The organism is Paenibacillus sp. 79R4, assembly GCF_013393165.1.
Taxonomy (GTDB): Bacteria; Bacillota; Bacilli; order Paenibacillales; family Paenibacillaceae; genus Fontibacillus.
This window is the reverse complement of record NZ_QJOT01000008.1, coordinates 162,224-178,150: the sequence shown is the minus strand read 5'-3', so window position 1 is coordinate 178,150 and position 15,927 is coordinate 162,224. Positions and strand designations below refer to the sequence as shown.

Here is a 15,927-nt window from a genome sequence, read left to right as displayed (position 1 = left end):
AAGCATTCCGCCTCTCCTTCTTATTGGAAACCATGCAAAATTAATAAATCTCTCTACCTTGCTCATCAGCAATACCGCATCTGCGATAGAAATACGTATTAATCCGGTCGCGCCACTCTTTGGCGTGCTCGGCTTGCTCAGCCAGACGCTCCGCCACCTGCTGATACAGCCCTTTGTCCATATGATCCGCAAGCTGCGCCCATCTGTCCGTAAGCTCGGCAGCTCGCTCCGCGCCTTCAAAGTGGGTATCATAGATATGCTGAATGACAGTCTTGCCGGAGTGCAGCACATGCGTATAAGGCACGTGATGGAAGAAGAGCAGCAGATGGTCAGGACAAGTGTCCAGCGACTCATAGACCTCGAAGTTTCCCCCCACATATTGCGTGGTATATCCCGTACCCGTCGCTTGAGTCCGGTCTACACCGACCCCTTGCCAATCCGCAAAATGATAGGTTCCCCACATCGAATACTCATACCCCTCGACGTCCGGGCCGTAATGATGATTTGGACTTACCATAAAGCCTACGCCAAGCGGAGCGGTATATGCCTCGTAAATGCCCCAGGAATCCATCAATAACCGCAGGATAACGTCAACTAGGCCAGCCTCTCCGCCGAAGGTCATACGAATCCATTCCTCCGCGATTTGCTCTGAGGACAGCTCCGGGTTCCAGGCCAGGCGGCCGTATCCGTACAGGTTCGCCTGCGCCAGCAGATGACCGGTCCAGTTGGCATCATTACCGATATTCGATACCGCGGCAAAACCGCTGTAACGGCTGCCATGCAGGCTGCCGTCAACGATGCGCTTCACGGCCGAGCCCTCGCCTTTGATATGGGTGTCGAATTCAAGCACTTCTTTCCACTGCGGAACCAAATAACATACGTGACGCTGCTGGCCTGTGTATTCCTGCGTGATCTGGAATTCAATTACCTGGTTCGTCGCAGGCATTGCCCCAATCAGTGGGGATACAGGCTCGCGCACCTGAAAATCAATCGGACCATTCTTCACTTGCAGAATGACATTCTCTTTGAACTGCCCATCCAGCGGCTTGAAATGATCGTAAGCGGCCCGCGCCCGATCCGTCTTCCGGTCGCGCCAGTCCTGCTTGCAGTTATAGACGAAGCAGCGCCAGATCACAATGCCGCCATAGGGTTCAAGCGCTTCGGCAAGCATATTCGCTCCTTCAGCATGATTACGACCGTATGTGAACGGTCCCGGACGGTTCTCCGAGTCAGCCTTCACCAGGAAGCCACCGAAATCCGGAATCGCTGCATATACATCAGCTGCCGCCTTGCGCCACCAATCGCGGACAGCAGGCTCAAGCGGATCGGCAGTAGCAAGTCCGCCAATCTCCAACGGGCTGGCATAGTTCACACTTAGGAACAGCTTGATGCCATAGGCGCGGAAAATATCAGCCACTCCAGCTACATCAGGCAGATATTCCGGTGTAACCAGCATCGTCTCATATTTATGAACATTCACGTTATTAATGGAGATTGCATTTATTCCGGAAGATGCCAGCAGCCTCGCATAATCACGGATGCGCTCCAAGTCGCTCGTAATCTTGTTGTCTGCATAGAAGATCGATTTGCCGGCGTAGCCACGCTCGATGCTGCCGTCGATATTATCCCATTGATTGACCATTCGCAATTGATTAACCGGATTCTCCAGAATGTCCAGACCGGCAAGAGGAGTGCCCGTGCCAAGCAGTCGCAACAGATGGAAGACTCCGTATAGAATACCGACGGAGGATACCGCGCCGATCGTGATGCAGCCAGTCAAGTTGTCTGTTCGAATGACATAACCTTCCTCGCCAACCCTCAAGGAGGTTCCTTCCTGAAATGCTCCATCAATCACAGCACTGCTGCCCAAGATCCCAAGCGCAATACCTGGAGATGGTTCTTGGCTGCTTAATACTGCAGGTGCTTGACCAAGCATCCCTTCAAGACCCCCGGTCAACTCAGCGATGGCAGCCTGGATGATCACGTCACGCTCCGCATGTTCCTCTATCATGATGCGATTATATGGCAAGTACTGCTCGCGCAAATTACCGGATGGTATTCTGCGATACCCGAGCCAGGCCTGATAGCCGTCCCCTGGATGTGGAAATGCAGGTGTATTCATAAGGTAGTCCTCCTAATGCTAAGACCCGGGACGAATCGTCCCGGGCTTCAGCTCTATATTATTTTTCATATGCCTTAGAAGCTTCCTTCAATTGGTCAAAAGCTTGCTCTGGAGTAATCTTGTTGAAGCTGAGCTGATCGCGGACAAGCAGCCAGTCTTTATCGATGAAGTTCGTCCAGCCACCAGCACCCGCAGACCAGGTTTGTCCGTCTGGCTCAGTTGCACGCAACAATTCCAGACCTACTTTATCGACATCGCTCATGCCAGCTTCAAGCGCGTTCGCATTGTCTTTGTTCGCAGGCAATCCACGCTGCGTACCCAGAATTTTTGCTGCTTCTGGATCATTCAGGAACCAGTTAACGAATTCCTTTGCTTCCGCTTCATGCTTAGTGCCTTCCGTTACAGCCAAATACATGGATGGCTTCAGCCAACCGCCAGCTTCTTCCGAACGAGGCATCGTCACCAAGGCGTAGGCTGCTGGATGCAAGCTGTCCCAAGAACCGTAGTTATTGGAGAAGCTCAGACGAAGCAGGATTTTGCCTGCGGCCATCAGGTCCATTTGCGGGTCAAATTCTTTGTCTGAAGAGTTCACATCCGCTGGAGGCACGATCCCTTCCTTGCGCAGCTCTTCGAACTTTCTTGTCCACTCCAGGAAAGTATCCTGATCAATGTTGAATTTGCCGTCATCTGTTATAACCTGGCCTTTGCCTTTGCTGTACTGGAATGCAGAGTAAGCAAAGTAATCGCCTGCAAAGTCCTTGGTGAAGTATTGACCGCTTGGAAGCTTAGACTTGGAGTCCTTAGCCAAAGCGAAGAAGTCGTCCCAAGTCCAGCCGTTCTGAGGATTGCTGATGCCCAGCTTATCCATCGCGGCTTTATCATAGATCATTCCATAAGCTACCGATCCGAGGGGAACCGCATATTGTTTGCCATCGGATTGTCCACCGGCCAGCAACTTCGGATCAATCTTGCTTACATCAACTTCCGAGGTCAGCTCGACAAGCTGGTTGCGTGCCGCCCAGTCCGGAGTCCAGCCTGGATCCAATTGAACGACATCCGGTGCGTTCTTGGCCGCTGCCTGTGTAGACAGCTTATCCAAGTAACCGTCCATACCGGAATATTCAGGTTCAAATGTAATGTTAGGATGATTCTTGGTGTATAGTTCTAATGCTGCCAATGTCGCTTCATGACGTGGTTGTGAGCCCCACCACATAATGCGAAGTTTTACTTGCTGATCCCCTGCCGCCGCTGTCGAATTGCCAGCTTTGTCTGATGGCGTGTTGTTCTTTGCTTCTCCTCCGCCACCACAGGCAACCAGCGATCCCAGCAGAGTTGTAGCTGCCAAAACTGTCAGGAAACGCTTCCATTTAAACATCCTTAAACCCCTCCTGTTTTGAATCAATAATTTCTTGCTGTGTTTTTATATTATCAATTCAATATGAAGGTTCATATAAGAATGATCCACGATTTATTTTAAAATAGCCCGAAAATAACCCTTAATAATAAGAAATTTTGCAATTAAAAGGAATTAAATTAAAATATATACCAATAAATGACTCCCGACATCTATCCTGATTGAAGCTTTCGATCTGTTTCTGTCGGGAGACGGGAAATTTGACCTACCGATTCTTCTCTCGTTCCAGGGAATCCCACACTCCCCATAAGTACATAATGCCTAGCGCGCGATCATACAGCCCATACCCTGGGCGGCACTTCTCTCCCCATAAATGACGGCCATGATCAGGACGGGCATAACCGGTGAATCCGTTCTCATGATACGCCTTAACGACATCCGTAATGTCCACGGAGCCGTCCTTGGCCCGATGCGAGGTCTCGATGAAGTCTCCATTATCGTACACACGAACATTGCGAATATGAGCAAAAGGAATGCGGTCTGCATAGGTACGGATAATATCAGCGACATCATTATCACGGCTTGAGCCCAGGGAACCCGTACACATCGTCAAGCCATTGGAAGGACTGTCGACGAGCTTCAGCAGACGGCCGATATTCTCTTTATTCGTAATAATACGTGGCAAGCCAAAGATTGAGTATGGAGGATCATCGGGATGAATTGCCATTTTAATGCCACTGGCTTCGGCCACCGGGACAATCTCCTGTAGGAAATACTGCAGGTTCGCCCACAGATCCTCTTCCGACACTTGCTTGTAGGCTTCAAACAGCTCGCCTAGATGCTGCAGGCGCTCCGGCTCCCAGCCTGGCATCGTTATTTCCGAAGTGTAGCTCTCCATTCTGCGCACAAGTTCGAACGGGTCGATGTCGTCTACAATCGCTTTCTCAAAGAACAGCGCCGTAGAGCCATCCTCCAATTCCTTGAACATATCCGTACGCGTCCAGTCAAAGACCGGCATAAAATTGTAGCAGATTACTTTAACGCCGGCCTGTCCGAGCTTCTCAATCGTGCGCTTATAATTCTCTATATATTTGTCGCGGGACGGACGTCCAAGCTTGATATCCTCATGTACATTCACACTCTCTACGACATCGATGTGAAAGCCATGCTTCTCAATATAAGCTTTCTCAGCCATGATGCGTTCCATCGGCCATTCTTCTCCAGCAGCTAAATCATGCAGCGACCATACGATACCTTCTACACCCGGGATTTGCCGTACCTGATCCAGCGTCACCGAGTCATTGCCTTGCCCATACCACCGGAATGTCATCTTCAAGATTGCTTCCTCCTTAACAATGTTAACGTGTGCAAAAATGATAATACATATTGTTGCTTAAGCCTATTATTGTTCCCTGAGGCGTGTAAGTCAACAGAATTTACAACAAGACAGGGATCATCCCGCACCCAATAGGAGGCGCTTTGAGATAATCCCTGTTTCCAATAGACGCAAGTAAGATCAACGTCTTAAACCGTATTATTTTCCTTTGTACATTTGAACGTAGTCAAGCTGTTTATATCCTTTGTTCTTATAGATGTTGATTGCGCGTTCGTTCGCTTCCTCCACCTCAAGGCGGATTCGGGCTGCCTTTCCTTTATAAGCTTCTTCGATAAAGTCCATATATTCCTTACCGATGCCTCTGCCCTGGAATTTCGGAAGAATATAAATTTCCTCTACCCAAACCACCAGGCCCCCGGCTTCGTTCGAATAAGTTATCGAGAGCAGGGAATATCCCGCCGCCTCGTCATCGCATTCAAAGATATAGCCGTCGATATAAGGACTGCCGGCCATTAACTCATCGAAGGTCTTTCGAATGAAGCTCTCGGGAATGCTGTGTAGAACCGCATCTGAGTGATAGAACTCATTGGACATTTCCACAAAAGCTTCCCTGTCTTTTTGTTCCATTTTTCTAATCATCATTCTGTACCTCTTCGTTAGTATTTGACGGACATCTGCCCGTTCATCTATTATATTCTACCGATTTACTGGAATCAAATGGATGCTTCTCCGTTTTAACGCAGGAAACGAATGTCTCCTTATATTGGAAATAACTCTTCCTTATCGCCGACCTCTTTTCTGCATGATTGGCACAAGCCTCTGACCACCCCAAAGTTGTTTGCATAAAATATCAGCTTTTTCTCCTGCTTGCATCGGGAACATTTCTGGACTAGCTTGTCCTCCTTTTTGACGAACCACTTTCTCATGCATAGGTCCTCCTTCATTTCGGAATCTGCTTCCATATTAACATGAATCTGCCTTAGCTATATTCCTGGCATACGCTCTGTTATATAATGTGTTATAACTCAGGGCAGGATTGTCCATTACATCATAATTTAAGCAGGCGGGATGAGGCATTGAAATCCATTATCAAAAGAGGAATTACCCTTCGGTTCACCATTTCACTACTGGTTATTGCGGCTATTTTGCTCACGATGCTGACTAGCATTACATCTGCTTTACAGGTTAACCGTACCTCCTTGATCGACAATTATTTGAATAAGAATGAATCCTATTCCAAAAAGCTGGCTTTTAACACAAATGAGCTATTAACAACAATGCAAGAGAATATTGCAGCGATCGCCTCCATATCCGTACGGGGGAATGAACTCAATCCTCAAATGATTGATGATCTCTATCAAGCGAACCGCGAATATTTCAACTCTATCGTCATTGCGGATGCTGATCGGGTCGTGCAGGCTTATAGCCCTCAGGATATTGGAATATCTATTGGAGATAAGCTGAACTCCAAGCAGAGTAAAGAAGCAGTAATTTTGAAAAACTCCTTCATCTCCGAGCCCTACCGTACGACGAATACAGATCGGCTAATCATCCTGGTATCAGCACCCATCGTAGATCATGAAGGAAACTATAAAGGGTTTGTCGGGGGAACGATTTATCTGGAGGAAGATAATGTGCTGAGTACGATGCTCAGGAAGCATTTTTTCGGCGACGGCTCTTATGTGTATGTTGTAGATAAAAATGGAGATCTGATCTTTCATTCGGAGCAAGCGCGGGTAGGACAGCATATTAAGAATGAAGCCGTAGAGACGGTTATCTCGGGGCAAAGCGGTTCCCGGAAGATCACCAATACTCCAGGCAAAATCTTCTTAGTAGGCTATGCATACGAGCCCAAAAGTTCCTGGGGAATCGTATCGCAGACTCCTTACGAGGTGATCAATCAACCGCTGCGGCAGCTGGTTCAGAGAATGCTGTTACATGCCATGCCGTTCCTGTTGTTGATTCTGGTTCTGGCCTGGTGGATCGCAAGCCGGATCGCCAAGCCGCTCAATACATTGGCACAATTCTCGGACGAAGCTATGCTGAACCCCGTGTCTGCCCCAAACGTGCCGGACATTCACTCTTACTACTATGAGGTTAGTTTATTGTCGCGAAGCGTCAAAATTGCATTGCAGAGCATGAATCGGGATCTGACAAATTTAAGACATAAAGTGAACATCGACGGGTTGACCGGTCTTGTCAACCGCAGAGGTTTCGACAGCCTGATCGCTGAATGGATCGAGAGCAAGCCTTCTTTTATTCTGATTCTGTTCGATATCGACCATTTCAAACAGGTGAATGATACCTACGGGCATGTCGTCGGCGATGCTGTGCTTCGCTATTTGGCGCAGCTGATGCAACAGCTTCTCTCCAACGAAGATATAGCTTTCCGTTATGGCGGCGAGGAGTTTGGCATTTTAGTCAGGCATGGAGAGCTGGACAGAGCCAAAGCCCTGGCAGATCGGCTGCGCGCGCAGCTTGCCTCAACGATCAGTCCGACCGGCCAACCGATTACGGTCTCTGCAGGCATCTCATCGTTTCCGGCCCACGGCCAAACCGCCGAAGAGCTGGTGATGCGGGCGGATGAAGCACTATATGATTCCAAAGAGAACGGCAGGAACAAGACTACTGTATTTATGGTCAAGGAATTGCAAAAATTGGACCGCTAGCATGATATATCAATCTATTAAGCCTAAAAACCAGGTGCAGCGCCAAAATTGGCGCTGCACCTGGTTTTCTATGAGGTCATCCTTTAATGTAATTACCTCCACCCGAACCAAACCGCTACTGAACCGCTCCCGGCTCCTCCCCCCGGATATTAGCCGTGCGGCAACAATCACCAATTATTGCCTGATACTCTGTTCACCGTAAAGTTCGGACTCTTGTCTTCGCCATAAATCGCGCGAACGCCCGGGTTATTTACTTTCACATTCGTGAAGCTGGCTTGGCCAACGACCGGACCTTGCCCTTGCTCCGCACTAACCACAAGCTTGATACCGTAACGGCTCGGATTGTTGATATTGACATTCTCAATGCGGACATTTTGCATCGCCAGATTCTCCGGCGATTTCGTCTGGAACATCAGCCCGAAGTATACCGGGTTATTAATATCAACGTTCTTAACCAGAATGTTCTTGAAGGCTCTGTCTGCTCCAAACAACCAAATCGCCCCGAAGTTCTGGTATTCGTTAATCTTGTCGTCTGCACCTGCACTGGTCCAGAAATCTCCGCCTGTTCTATCCAAGGTTACTCCGTCAATCACCGTATCCTTGTCCCCAAAGCCTAAGGTGTTGTACCCAAAGCTCAAGCTGCTGATCGTAATTCCCGGGTAAGTCAGCGTATCCGCGCCATAGAGGTTCTGGAACAGGTTATCGGAACCGCCGTATACCGCAAATGCCGCTGCGCGCCGGACGCAGGTTGCCGTCAGGTTGGTATACTTGTTGCCGACATTATAAGAACCTCCCGCATCAATCGCACTGAATAAGGCGAAGGAATCGTCGCCAGTTCCCCGGGCATAGTTGTTGTCGATCACATTATAGGAGGAACCGTTCGTCATGTTGATCCCGTCTGCGAACATATTTTTGATCCGATTGTCCTTAAAGGTGTTGTTGGAAGAGTTAACTCCCCAATACAGACAGATAAAGTGCTCAACCCAAAGATTCTGAAGGGTCACATTCTTCATTCCGTTGCCGTCTATAAATTTGCCGGGGCCGTCCACTCTGTAGACGTAGTTCCCCCAGGCGGATAAATCGCGGATCGTAGATCCGTCCGCCGTAGAGCTAATATTAAAGCCGACATCGGTATTGGTCTGATTTTTCGGAGCTACCAGCTTCGTATGCCAAGGACCTGCGCCAATAATCTCCGTCGCTCTTCCATACAGGAATATCTTGCTATTAATTGTCCATTCGCCTGCAGGAATGAAGATTCCCTTCTTCGTCTGATCCTGTCTGAATTCATTCAAAGCCTGCTCAATGGACTTGCTGGCAGACACTTCGACATATTTGCCAGGATCAGGATTGGAAGCCGGCGGTGCGACATTTTCCGTCTCCAATAGATCGACATAAATCCATGGTACGTCCCCGCTATCCTTCTGGATCTTGATCTTCGTTCCGGCCGGGAACACTTCATTCAGCAGCAGCTGGGAATCCTCATAGAGCCAGTAGGCTGTCAGCCCTGACCCTGGTTGATTGTCATATCCCAATTGCCCCAGCGTGCTTGGAGTCGCATACACATGAGAGTACTTGGAAGTTACCGTAAAGGTGCCTTTCTTCACGTCATTCGCATAAATACTAACGGTTCCTGTCGTATTTTCGGCCACGGAACTCCGAAGCACAAATGCGTTAGCCGATGAGGTTAATGTGAACTCTACATATTTCCCCGTATTATCGAGGTAGACCGCCGAACGTCCTGAAGCTTCACCTGCATAATCGCCAGGCTTGAAGTTTGGAGCGAGAATCGTCCCGTTCGTCTTGTTCGCAGGCGATTCCGCCTCGATGATGGTAAACGGCATATTCGCGCCGCGTCCAATATACATCCCGCTGGAACTGGAATTATTATCCTGCTTTGCCGGAATCTCATTGGCATCTGCGGCAACCGTAGCGGTCACAGCATAATTGCCGTTGGCAGCGGTCCAAGTACCCAGCGATACATTAGCCGATCCTCCTGCGGATAGGCTGCCATTATATGTCCCGTTTAAAGAGCGTACGGTATTCCCTGAGCTGTCCTTCAGCACAAGGGTAACGGCATGCGCACCGCCAGAGCTGGCGATATTGCCCTGATTCTTCAAATTCACAGAGAAGGTTACCGTATCTCCGGCGCTGGGATTACCCGGCGACCAGAGCGCTGTCGCAATAAGGTCGGAGCTTGGAACCTCGCTTACAACCAGAGGCGTTGGGCTCACCAAGCTGTTGTTCGTCTTGTCCCACTCCACAATCGTGTTGCTCTCATCAACAACGGCGCTAACCGTATAGGAAGCAGCAGTCTTGGCACCTATATTCACAGATACGTTTTGGGAAGCCCCTTGCGCCAAGGCACCGACGGCAGCGGTTCCGGCCAAATTGTTATTAAGATAAAACTTCACCGTAGTTGCCGGAGAGGATGCTGTCCCGATATTCTTGATGAGCGCTGTTAAAGTAATCGGTGCGGTCTCATTCGGGGTAGCTGGGCTCCATGATACACTGGAGACCGTAAGATCCGGACTTGGAGCCGGGGTACCCAGGATCTGCAATTCTGCTACTTGCCCGGCCGAAGAGCCTGTATTGCTTGTGAAGACAAGACGTACATCTGCGGCGGTTGCTGTGACCGGAATCGTTACCGTATTGCCTGTAGCCGGGTTAAATGTGTACGGTGCTGCGGAGACCAGGTTGACGAAGCCGGAAGCATTCTGCTCCCGCCCGAGCACTTGGATCGTCTGTGTCCGGGTTCCCCATGCCGAGGACGGATTCAGCTTCAGTACAATTGAGGTAATATTGGCATTCGCGCCCAGACTGGCGGTTAATTGGTTCGGATAAGAGTTCGGCGCTCCTTCCCAATAGGTATCCGTGTCCCCGTCATTCGCATTGGTCGCAATAAATGTATGAACTGTTGAAGAGGCGGTGATCGGTTTATTCAGAGCCAGATTGCTGCCGGAAACCCCTTCACCGACACGTGTAACGGTATTGCTCCGCGGTGAGGAATTGCCCGCAGCATCCTTAGCGATGACATAATATGTGACAGTGGCACCGGAAGGCTGGTTGTCAGTATAAGCAAGGGTTGAACCGTTCACTGTACCTCTAAGCTGATCGTTTGCGTATATTTCATAGCTCTGGACACCTGTACTTCCTGTAGTGGCATTCCAGGTTAACAATATCGTTCCGGGCGCAGGTTGTGAATAGGCTAAATTGCCAGGTGCCGTTAACGGTTGCGTGACCGTATCGCCTAGCTTGAAATTAATCCAGTTCAAATTGAAATCAGGTCCGCCGGCATATACGCGCAGCGTCTGCAAGCCTTGGGTTAGGGGCACCGTTGCCGTGACGGTCTGCCAATTTTGCCAACCCCCCGTATTCGGAACCGAGGTCGTAGCCAGTGTCGTCTGCCCGGAGCGCAGCTGAATTTCTCCCGCATTCGTATTGCTGGCAATACGATACTCAACCGTATAGGTTCCCGACTCCGCCACATTAACGAAATAATCCATCCAATCTCCGGTATTGATCCAGCCAACATTCAAGCCGCCGCCAGTATCGGAGGTGGACTCCGTTTGTACGCCAGACATGGCATCCCAGGCTTCGGCTTCAATCTTGCCCGGGATCGGTTTGGCCGTCGGTGCAGAAGCACCATACACCTCGACCTCTGACAATTGAGCCGCTGACCAGCCTGTATTTGCCGTAAAATGAACTCTCACATACTGCGTATTTGTTGAAGGAAAATCAATCGTGACCGTATTGCCTGTAGCGGGATTAAATGTGTAGTCTGCTGAATTGACGATATTGAAGAAATCCGTCCCGTTCGCGCTGCCTTGAATGGATAAGGTTTGTGTTCTTGTCTCCCAGCCAGCCGGAAGCTTAAGCACGACCTCTTCAACATCCACTGAACCACCAAGAGGAATCTGAATCCATTGCGGAAATGCATGATTCGTACTCTCCCAGTAGGTTCCTTGATTCTCATCCACAGCGTTACTGGCCACGTATACATCTGCATAACCACTGGAGGTTACGCTTTTGCCCGCCGCAAGGTTCGGACCTGTTGCAGCAGAAGCTTCGATATGAAGTCCGATACTGGAAAAGAAGGCCGAGAAAATAATAGACGCTATCAACGACCAAGCGACAAACCTATTTCGCATCTTGTTCCTTCCTCCTAACCGAGTCATATTGCAAATCACTCACTCCGGAAACTACGATAAATCCGACAAAATGATAGCGCTTTCCAAATTATTATTTATTACTGTATCACCCCTTCACATTCCGTAAGAATAATTGGCGCAATTTTATTTTAATTCTACATTTTGGAAATTTTAAGGTCTGATTCAACACTTGTTATGTCTGATTCTATGGAATGCTTAATAAAAGAAGCGAAAAATAGAACTTAATAAACAATAGCGTCGATGCCAATTCAAATTTGCATCGACGCTATTGTTTATCGCTTGTTATCTACCGTTGAGCCCCATCACCCGAACCAGCATGACTACACCTTCTACCCGGGGTCGCAGTGCCATATGGAACGAATTGGCCGGCATCCCGTCCGTTAATGATGCCAAGCTTGCGGAGCACTTCCGCCGCTGCCCTCGCCCATCCGGCGATCTTCGCCTCCATCGGTAAAGCCTTGTGAAGTCCGCTTCTCTCCAGCTTCAGCACATTCGCCAGCAATACCACAAATTCGGCCCGGGTGACCGTATTATTCGGCTGAAGCTGGCGTCTGGATACCCCATGGTGATATTCGGAAATTGATCCAGATCATAGGATACTTCCATTCACCTTGCTCTATCGCTTCATTCAGAAATGAAGCCCCGCATTATGCATCCAGCGAGGCTTCAATCAACGATGTGAAATTATTGTAATGTGCTATAAATAAAGTCCAATGGAATATCTGCAAAAGCCATTACTTCATCGGCAGCACCATAATATATACGAACGGTATCCCCGATCAGGAGTGCACCGCAGGAGAAAACTACGCCGCCGAAAAACCCATTCACTTCATATTCTGCTTCCGGCTCCAGAATCGGGCGAGTTGACCGGGCAACGACTTTGGCAGGGTCTTCAAGATCAAGCAACACGGCGCCCATGCAATAACGATGCTTGGAATCCGCCCCGTGATACAGCATGACCCAGCCGCGCTCCGTTCGGATCGGAACCGCGCCTCCTCCCATTCTGGCTGAATCCCAGCCTTGCTCACTAAGGCCCATCAGAAACCGATGGTTGCCCCAGTGTTCTAGATCAGGCGACTCGGCAATCCATATCTCGGGCTCGCCGAATGAATTCGGTACCGGACGATGCAGAGTGTAGTAACGTCCATTTATTTTCTCCGGAAATAGCATGACGTCCTTATTCTCGGGAGCCAGCATAAGTCCGAGACGTCTGAATGTGCGGAAATCCTTCGTTTCTGCCAGACCCGCGCCAACACCCCGAATTGAAACGGAGCTGTAGGTAATGTAGTACGTATCCCCGATCCGGGTAATCCGCGGATCCTCGATTCCCCAGGCTTCGAGAGAGTTCTCGGGAAACATAGCAGGCTGCTCCTCAATATCGAAATGAATCCCGTCTTGGCTTCGCGCTACACGAAGATGAGATAGCGAGGTCAGCATAACCGTCTTCCCGCCCTTGACCACAACACGTGAATCCGAGAAATCGTATCGCGTATCTAATTTGTCATAACGTTCCACGAGTAATTCAGTTCCTGCTGCATTTAAACGTGGGACGAGAACTTCGTCCATCCGGTCTGAAATCGGCGCCTCTGCAACGCGGAGCAATAAAATTGTCTCTCCCTCATATGTGGCAACACCCGCATTAAAAACACCCAGCACTTTAAAATCGGGACGTGAGGGCTTAACGTCCTTGGTTCGGATTACAGGGTTGTGTACACAGCGCTTAACGTGCATAAGTTATATACCTCTTTCTGCTCTGATTTGTTATTTGGCAGATATAACAGCATCAATTTGGCTTTGAATTTCATCGATGACCTTTTGACCGCCTACCCCCATGATTTTATCTTCCAGCATCTCCTTGCCTTTGTCCGCCGGCAGCACGCCCTGGCAAAGCGGCAGGAATACAGAATCGTGGAAAGGTGTCATTTTGGCGTATTCGGTTTTGACATTCTCGGCGTTAAAGGCAAAGCCTGCCGTTGGGCTCAATGTAAAGTTAGCCGGGTCGGCGGCAAAATCGAACCAGTGCTTATCGTCAGGCATCATCGTATCCGGGGTGCGGTTCAGTGCCGGGCGCCAGGTTAGCGCGTAGCCCGGGAATGAGTAATCGGACAGAGCCTTATAGCTCGTGTCGCCAACCGGCTCCCAGTCCTTGCCGGGAATCCCGTATTCCATCAAATCATGATTTTCCTTGACCGAAAGCCAGTTGACCACGTCCATTGTCAGATCCGCATGTGTGGAAGAAGCCGGAATGCAGAGGAAGTTCCATTGCTGAAATGCCGTATACGGCTTGGCTGTATCTCCGTTAGGCATGAAGACCTCCAATTTGTCGCTGCCGTCTTTCAACATTTCTGCATATTTGAGTCCTTCCACGCCATCAGCCGCGTAATAGGTTGCTGCATACTTGCCTTGTTTGAACAGTGTTTCGGCATTTTGCTCCTGGGCGATGTTTTTAGACAAGATGCCGTCATTATAATACTTGGTAACCCGGTCGAAAGCATCGGCAATCATCAGACTTTCCCATTGACCGACCACTTTCTTGTCCTTGGTTGAATAAGCAAACATATTGACGCCGATTTCGAGTACTTCGTCCTGGGCCAAATTAGCGGAATTACTCAGTATAAACGGCAGTTTATCCGCTTTGAGCCCGTTGAAAACTAACGGTTTGATGTCTTGCTCCTTTTCTTTAACCGTATACAAAAATTTCTCCAAATCATCGATCGTTTTCAGCTCAGGCAATCCGTATTTCTCACGCAAATCCTTGCGAATCAGGAGACCGTAAACGGGTCCTTGCGTCGTACCCAGCGGAATCCCCATTATTTTGCCGTCGAATTTGTTGTATGCCCACATTTCATCGGGGATAGAAGCCTTCAATTCTGATCGTTCCGCTACCATATCGTCCAACTGCTTCAGCGATTTGCTGGCGATCATCTGGTTCATGGACAGCCAAGGCGCATCCAGATACATGTCGAAGTCTTCGCCGGCGGACATTTTGACCGCAACCGTGTTCCCGTAATCCGACCATGGGAGGAAGTTGATGTTCAGCGAGGCACCAATTTGGTCCGTTTTGAGTTTCTCATTGACGGCCTTCATCACCTCATCGAACCCTACCGGCTTATCCCCAGGCAAATAAGCCTTTAATTCTACGATTTCCTTAGGATTGCTTGCCGTAGAATTACCCGCAGCATTCCCTGGATTGGCGCCTCCCGGCTCGATATTCCCACCTCTGCTATTACTACCGCCACCGCAGCCGACCAGCAGCAATGACGATGCCAGAACCACGGCCATCGCCGTGCCAAACATTTTTTTGATCTTCATTTACTCAACCTCCCTTGTATTGATTAAACTTGCATCTATGCTTAACCGGAAGATTCCGGTTAATGCCGGAATCTTCGGCTATCCTTTGACAGCCCCTACTGTAAGGCCTTTGACAAAATATTTCTGCAGCATCGGATATAATAGGATGATCGGACCGATCGTAAGTACGGTCGTCGCCATCCGCACACCATAAGTCGGCGGAGTAACTGCGATCGCCGCGCTGGAAGGGATCAGGTTTTTGGCCGCCTCCATATTAGACACCATCCGTCGCAGGATTAGCTGCAGAGGGAACAGTTTTTCATTGTCCACGAACATAAGTCCCATAAACCAGTCGTTCCAATAGTTCAAAGCGTAGAACAAACCGACGGAAGCCAGAATCGGCTTGGAAATCGGCAGAATGATTTGAAAGAAAATTCTGACTTCGTTGGCTCCGTCCATTCGAGCGGCCTCCTCCAATTCCTCAGGAACAGTCCGGAAAAAGCTAACCAGCAGAAAGACAAGAAAGGGTTGGCATAGTAATGTTAGAATAAGCACCCAAACGGTATTCTGTAAATGCAGCCACTGGCTGACTACGATGTAGAACGGAATGATGCCTCCTGAAAACAGCATGGGCAGGTAGCAAAACAACAGGAAAGGCGTCTGCAGTACATTTCGCTTGTTCGCTAGAGAATAGGCCAGCATGGCGGAGATACAAAGAGCACTTAACGCCCCGGCGGCAGTGACCAGAATCGTTACTTTATAACCGCTGAACAGTACATCCGACTGGAGCACCGCTTTGTAGGCCGATAAGGAAAATTTTTGCGGAAATAACGTATACCCGTGTGCGATCAGTTCTCCTTCATCGGTGAAGGAACCGATGACCATCAGCAGGAAAGGGAACAGACAAAATAGGGTAAACAGTAAAATGATAATGTAAGCGGACGCTGTAAACACCCGGTCCGAAACACTCTGTCTCATCGTGCTAC

Annotated in this window: 11 protein-coding genes; 1 reads left to right on the top strand and 10 read right to left on the bottom strand. The window is 49.3% G+C overall.

The genetic code is table 11. The features are described 5' to 3' along the window. Positions 1-40: 40 nt before the first annotated feature. From DMN77_RS13445 to DMN77_RS13425, 5 genes are all read right to left on the bottom strand, one after another. Positions 41-2,122, bottom strand: a complete 2,082-nt coding sequence (locus tag DMN77_RS13445) for an alpha-glucuronidase family glycosyl hydrolase (protein WP_179015406.1) — start codon at positions 2,120-2,122, stop codon at positions 41-43. 58 nt (positions 2,123-2,180) lie between these two features. Continuing rightward, a complete protein-coding gene (locus DMN77_RS13440; RefSeq protein ID WP_068782590.1) occupies positions 2,181-3,497 on the bottom strand; it encodes an ABC transporter substrate-binding protein in 1,317 nt (438 codons plus the stop codon). A 244-nt stretch (positions 3,498-3,741) separates the two neighbouring features. Continuing rightward, on the bottom strand, positions 3,742-4,812 hold the full coding sequence (uxuA, locus tag DMN77_RS13435) for a mannonate dehydratase (protein WP_179015404.1): 1,071 nt from the start codon (positions 4,810-4,812) through the stop codon (positions 3,742-3,744). A gap of 198 nt (positions 4,813-5,010) precedes the next feature. Then, a complete protein-coding gene (locus DMN77_RS13430; RefSeq protein WP_218652962.1) occupies positions 5,011-5,454 on the bottom strand; it encodes a GNAT family N-acetyltransferase in 444 nt (147 codons plus the stop codon). A 138-nt stretch (positions 5,455-5,592) separates the two neighbouring features. Next, the gene (locus DMN77_RS13425; RefSeq protein ID WP_157259364.1) at positions 5,593-5,742 is read right to left on the bottom strand and encodes a hypothetical protein; all 150 of its coding nucleotides are present in this window, start codon (positions 5,740-5,742) and stop codon (positions 5,593-5,595) included. Positions 5,743-5,888: 146 nt separating this feature from the next. Here DMN77_RS13425 and DMN77_RS13420 point away from each other — a divergent pair, with 146 nt between their 5' ends. After that, the gene (locus DMN77_RS13420; protein WP_068782592.1) at positions 5,889-7,481 is read left to right on the top strand and encodes a sensor domain-containing diguanylate cyclase; all 1,593 of its coding nucleotides are present in this window, start codon (positions 5,889-5,891) and stop codon (positions 7,479-7,481) included. A gap of 167 nt (positions 7,482-7,648) precedes the next feature. On the opposite strand, the gene DMN77_RS13415 is transcribed toward DMN77_RS13420, so the two are convergent. The 5 genes from DMN77_RS13415 to DMN77_RS13395 form a co-directional block, all read right to left on the bottom strand. Then, positions 7,649-11,629, bottom strand: coding sequence for a carbohydrate-binding protein (locus DMN77_RS13415; protein WP_179015403.1), 3,981 nt, complete (start codon positions 11,627-11,629; stop codon positions 7,649-7,651). Between the two features lie 307 nt (positions 11,630-11,936). Continuing rightward, on the bottom strand, positions 11,937-12,158 hold the full coding sequence (locus tag DMN77_RS13410; RefSeq protein WP_179015401.1) for a hypothetical protein: 222 nt from the start codon (positions 12,156-12,158) through the stop codon (positions 11,937-11,939). Positions 12,159-12,334: 176 nt separating this feature from the next. Next, entirely contained in the window at positions 12,335-13,381 is a 1,047-nt protein-coding gene (locus DMN77_RS13405; protein WP_068782595.1) for a glycoside hydrolase family 130 protein, read from the bottom strand. A 30-nt stretch (positions 13,382-13,411) separates the two neighbouring features. Continuing rightward, the gene (locus DMN77_RS13400) at positions 13,412-14,962 is read right to left on the bottom strand and encodes a DUF3502 domain-containing protein (protein ID WP_179015400.1); all 1,551 of its coding nucleotides are present in this window, start codon (positions 14,960-14,962) and stop codon (positions 13,412-13,414) included. Positions 14,963-15,040: 78 nt separating this feature from the next. Continuing rightward, positions 15,041-15,919: a carbohydrate ABC transporter permease gene (locus DMN77_RS13395; protein WP_068782597.1), complete on the bottom strand. Its 879-nt coding sequence runs from the start codon at positions 15,917-15,919 to the stop codon at positions 15,041-15,043. Positions 15,920-15,927: the final 8 nt, after the last annotated feature.

Excerpts from the sequence above, each read along its gene's own strand:
- DMN77_RS13400 (WP_179015400.1), bottom strand. The coding sequence starts at position 14,962 with ATGAAGATCAAAAAAATGTTTGGCACGGCGATGGCCGTGGTTCTGGCA.
- DMN77_RS13445 (WP_179015406.1), bottom strand. The coding sequence starts at position 2,122 with ATGAATACACCTGCATTTCCACATCCAGGGGACGGCTATCAGGCCTGG.
- DMN77_RS13430 (WP_218652962.1), bottom strand. The coding sequence starts at position 5,454 with ATGATGATTAGAAAAATGGAACAAAAAGACAGGGAAGCTTTTGTGGAA.
- DMN77_RS13425 (WP_157259364.1), bottom strand. The coding sequence starts at position 5,742 with ATGCATGAGAAAGTGGTTCGTCAAAAAGGAGGACAAGCTAGTCCAGAA.
- DMN77_RS13395 (WP_068782597.1), bottom strand. The coding sequence starts at position 15,919 with ATGAGACAGAGTGTTTCGGACCGGGTGTTTACAGCGTCCGCTTACATT.
- DMN77_RS13415 (WP_179015403.1), bottom strand. The coding sequence starts at position 11,629 with ATGCGAAATAGGTTTGTCGCTTGGTCGTTGATAGCGTCTATTATTTTC.
- DMN77_RS13440 (WP_068782590.1), bottom strand. The coding sequence starts at position 3,497 with ATGTTTAAATGGAAGCGTTTCCTGACAGTTTTGGCAGCTACAACTCTG.
- DMN77_RS13405 (WP_068782595.1), bottom strand. The coding sequence starts at position 13,381 with ATGCACGTTAAGCGCTGTGTACACAACCCTGTAATCCGAACCAAGGAC.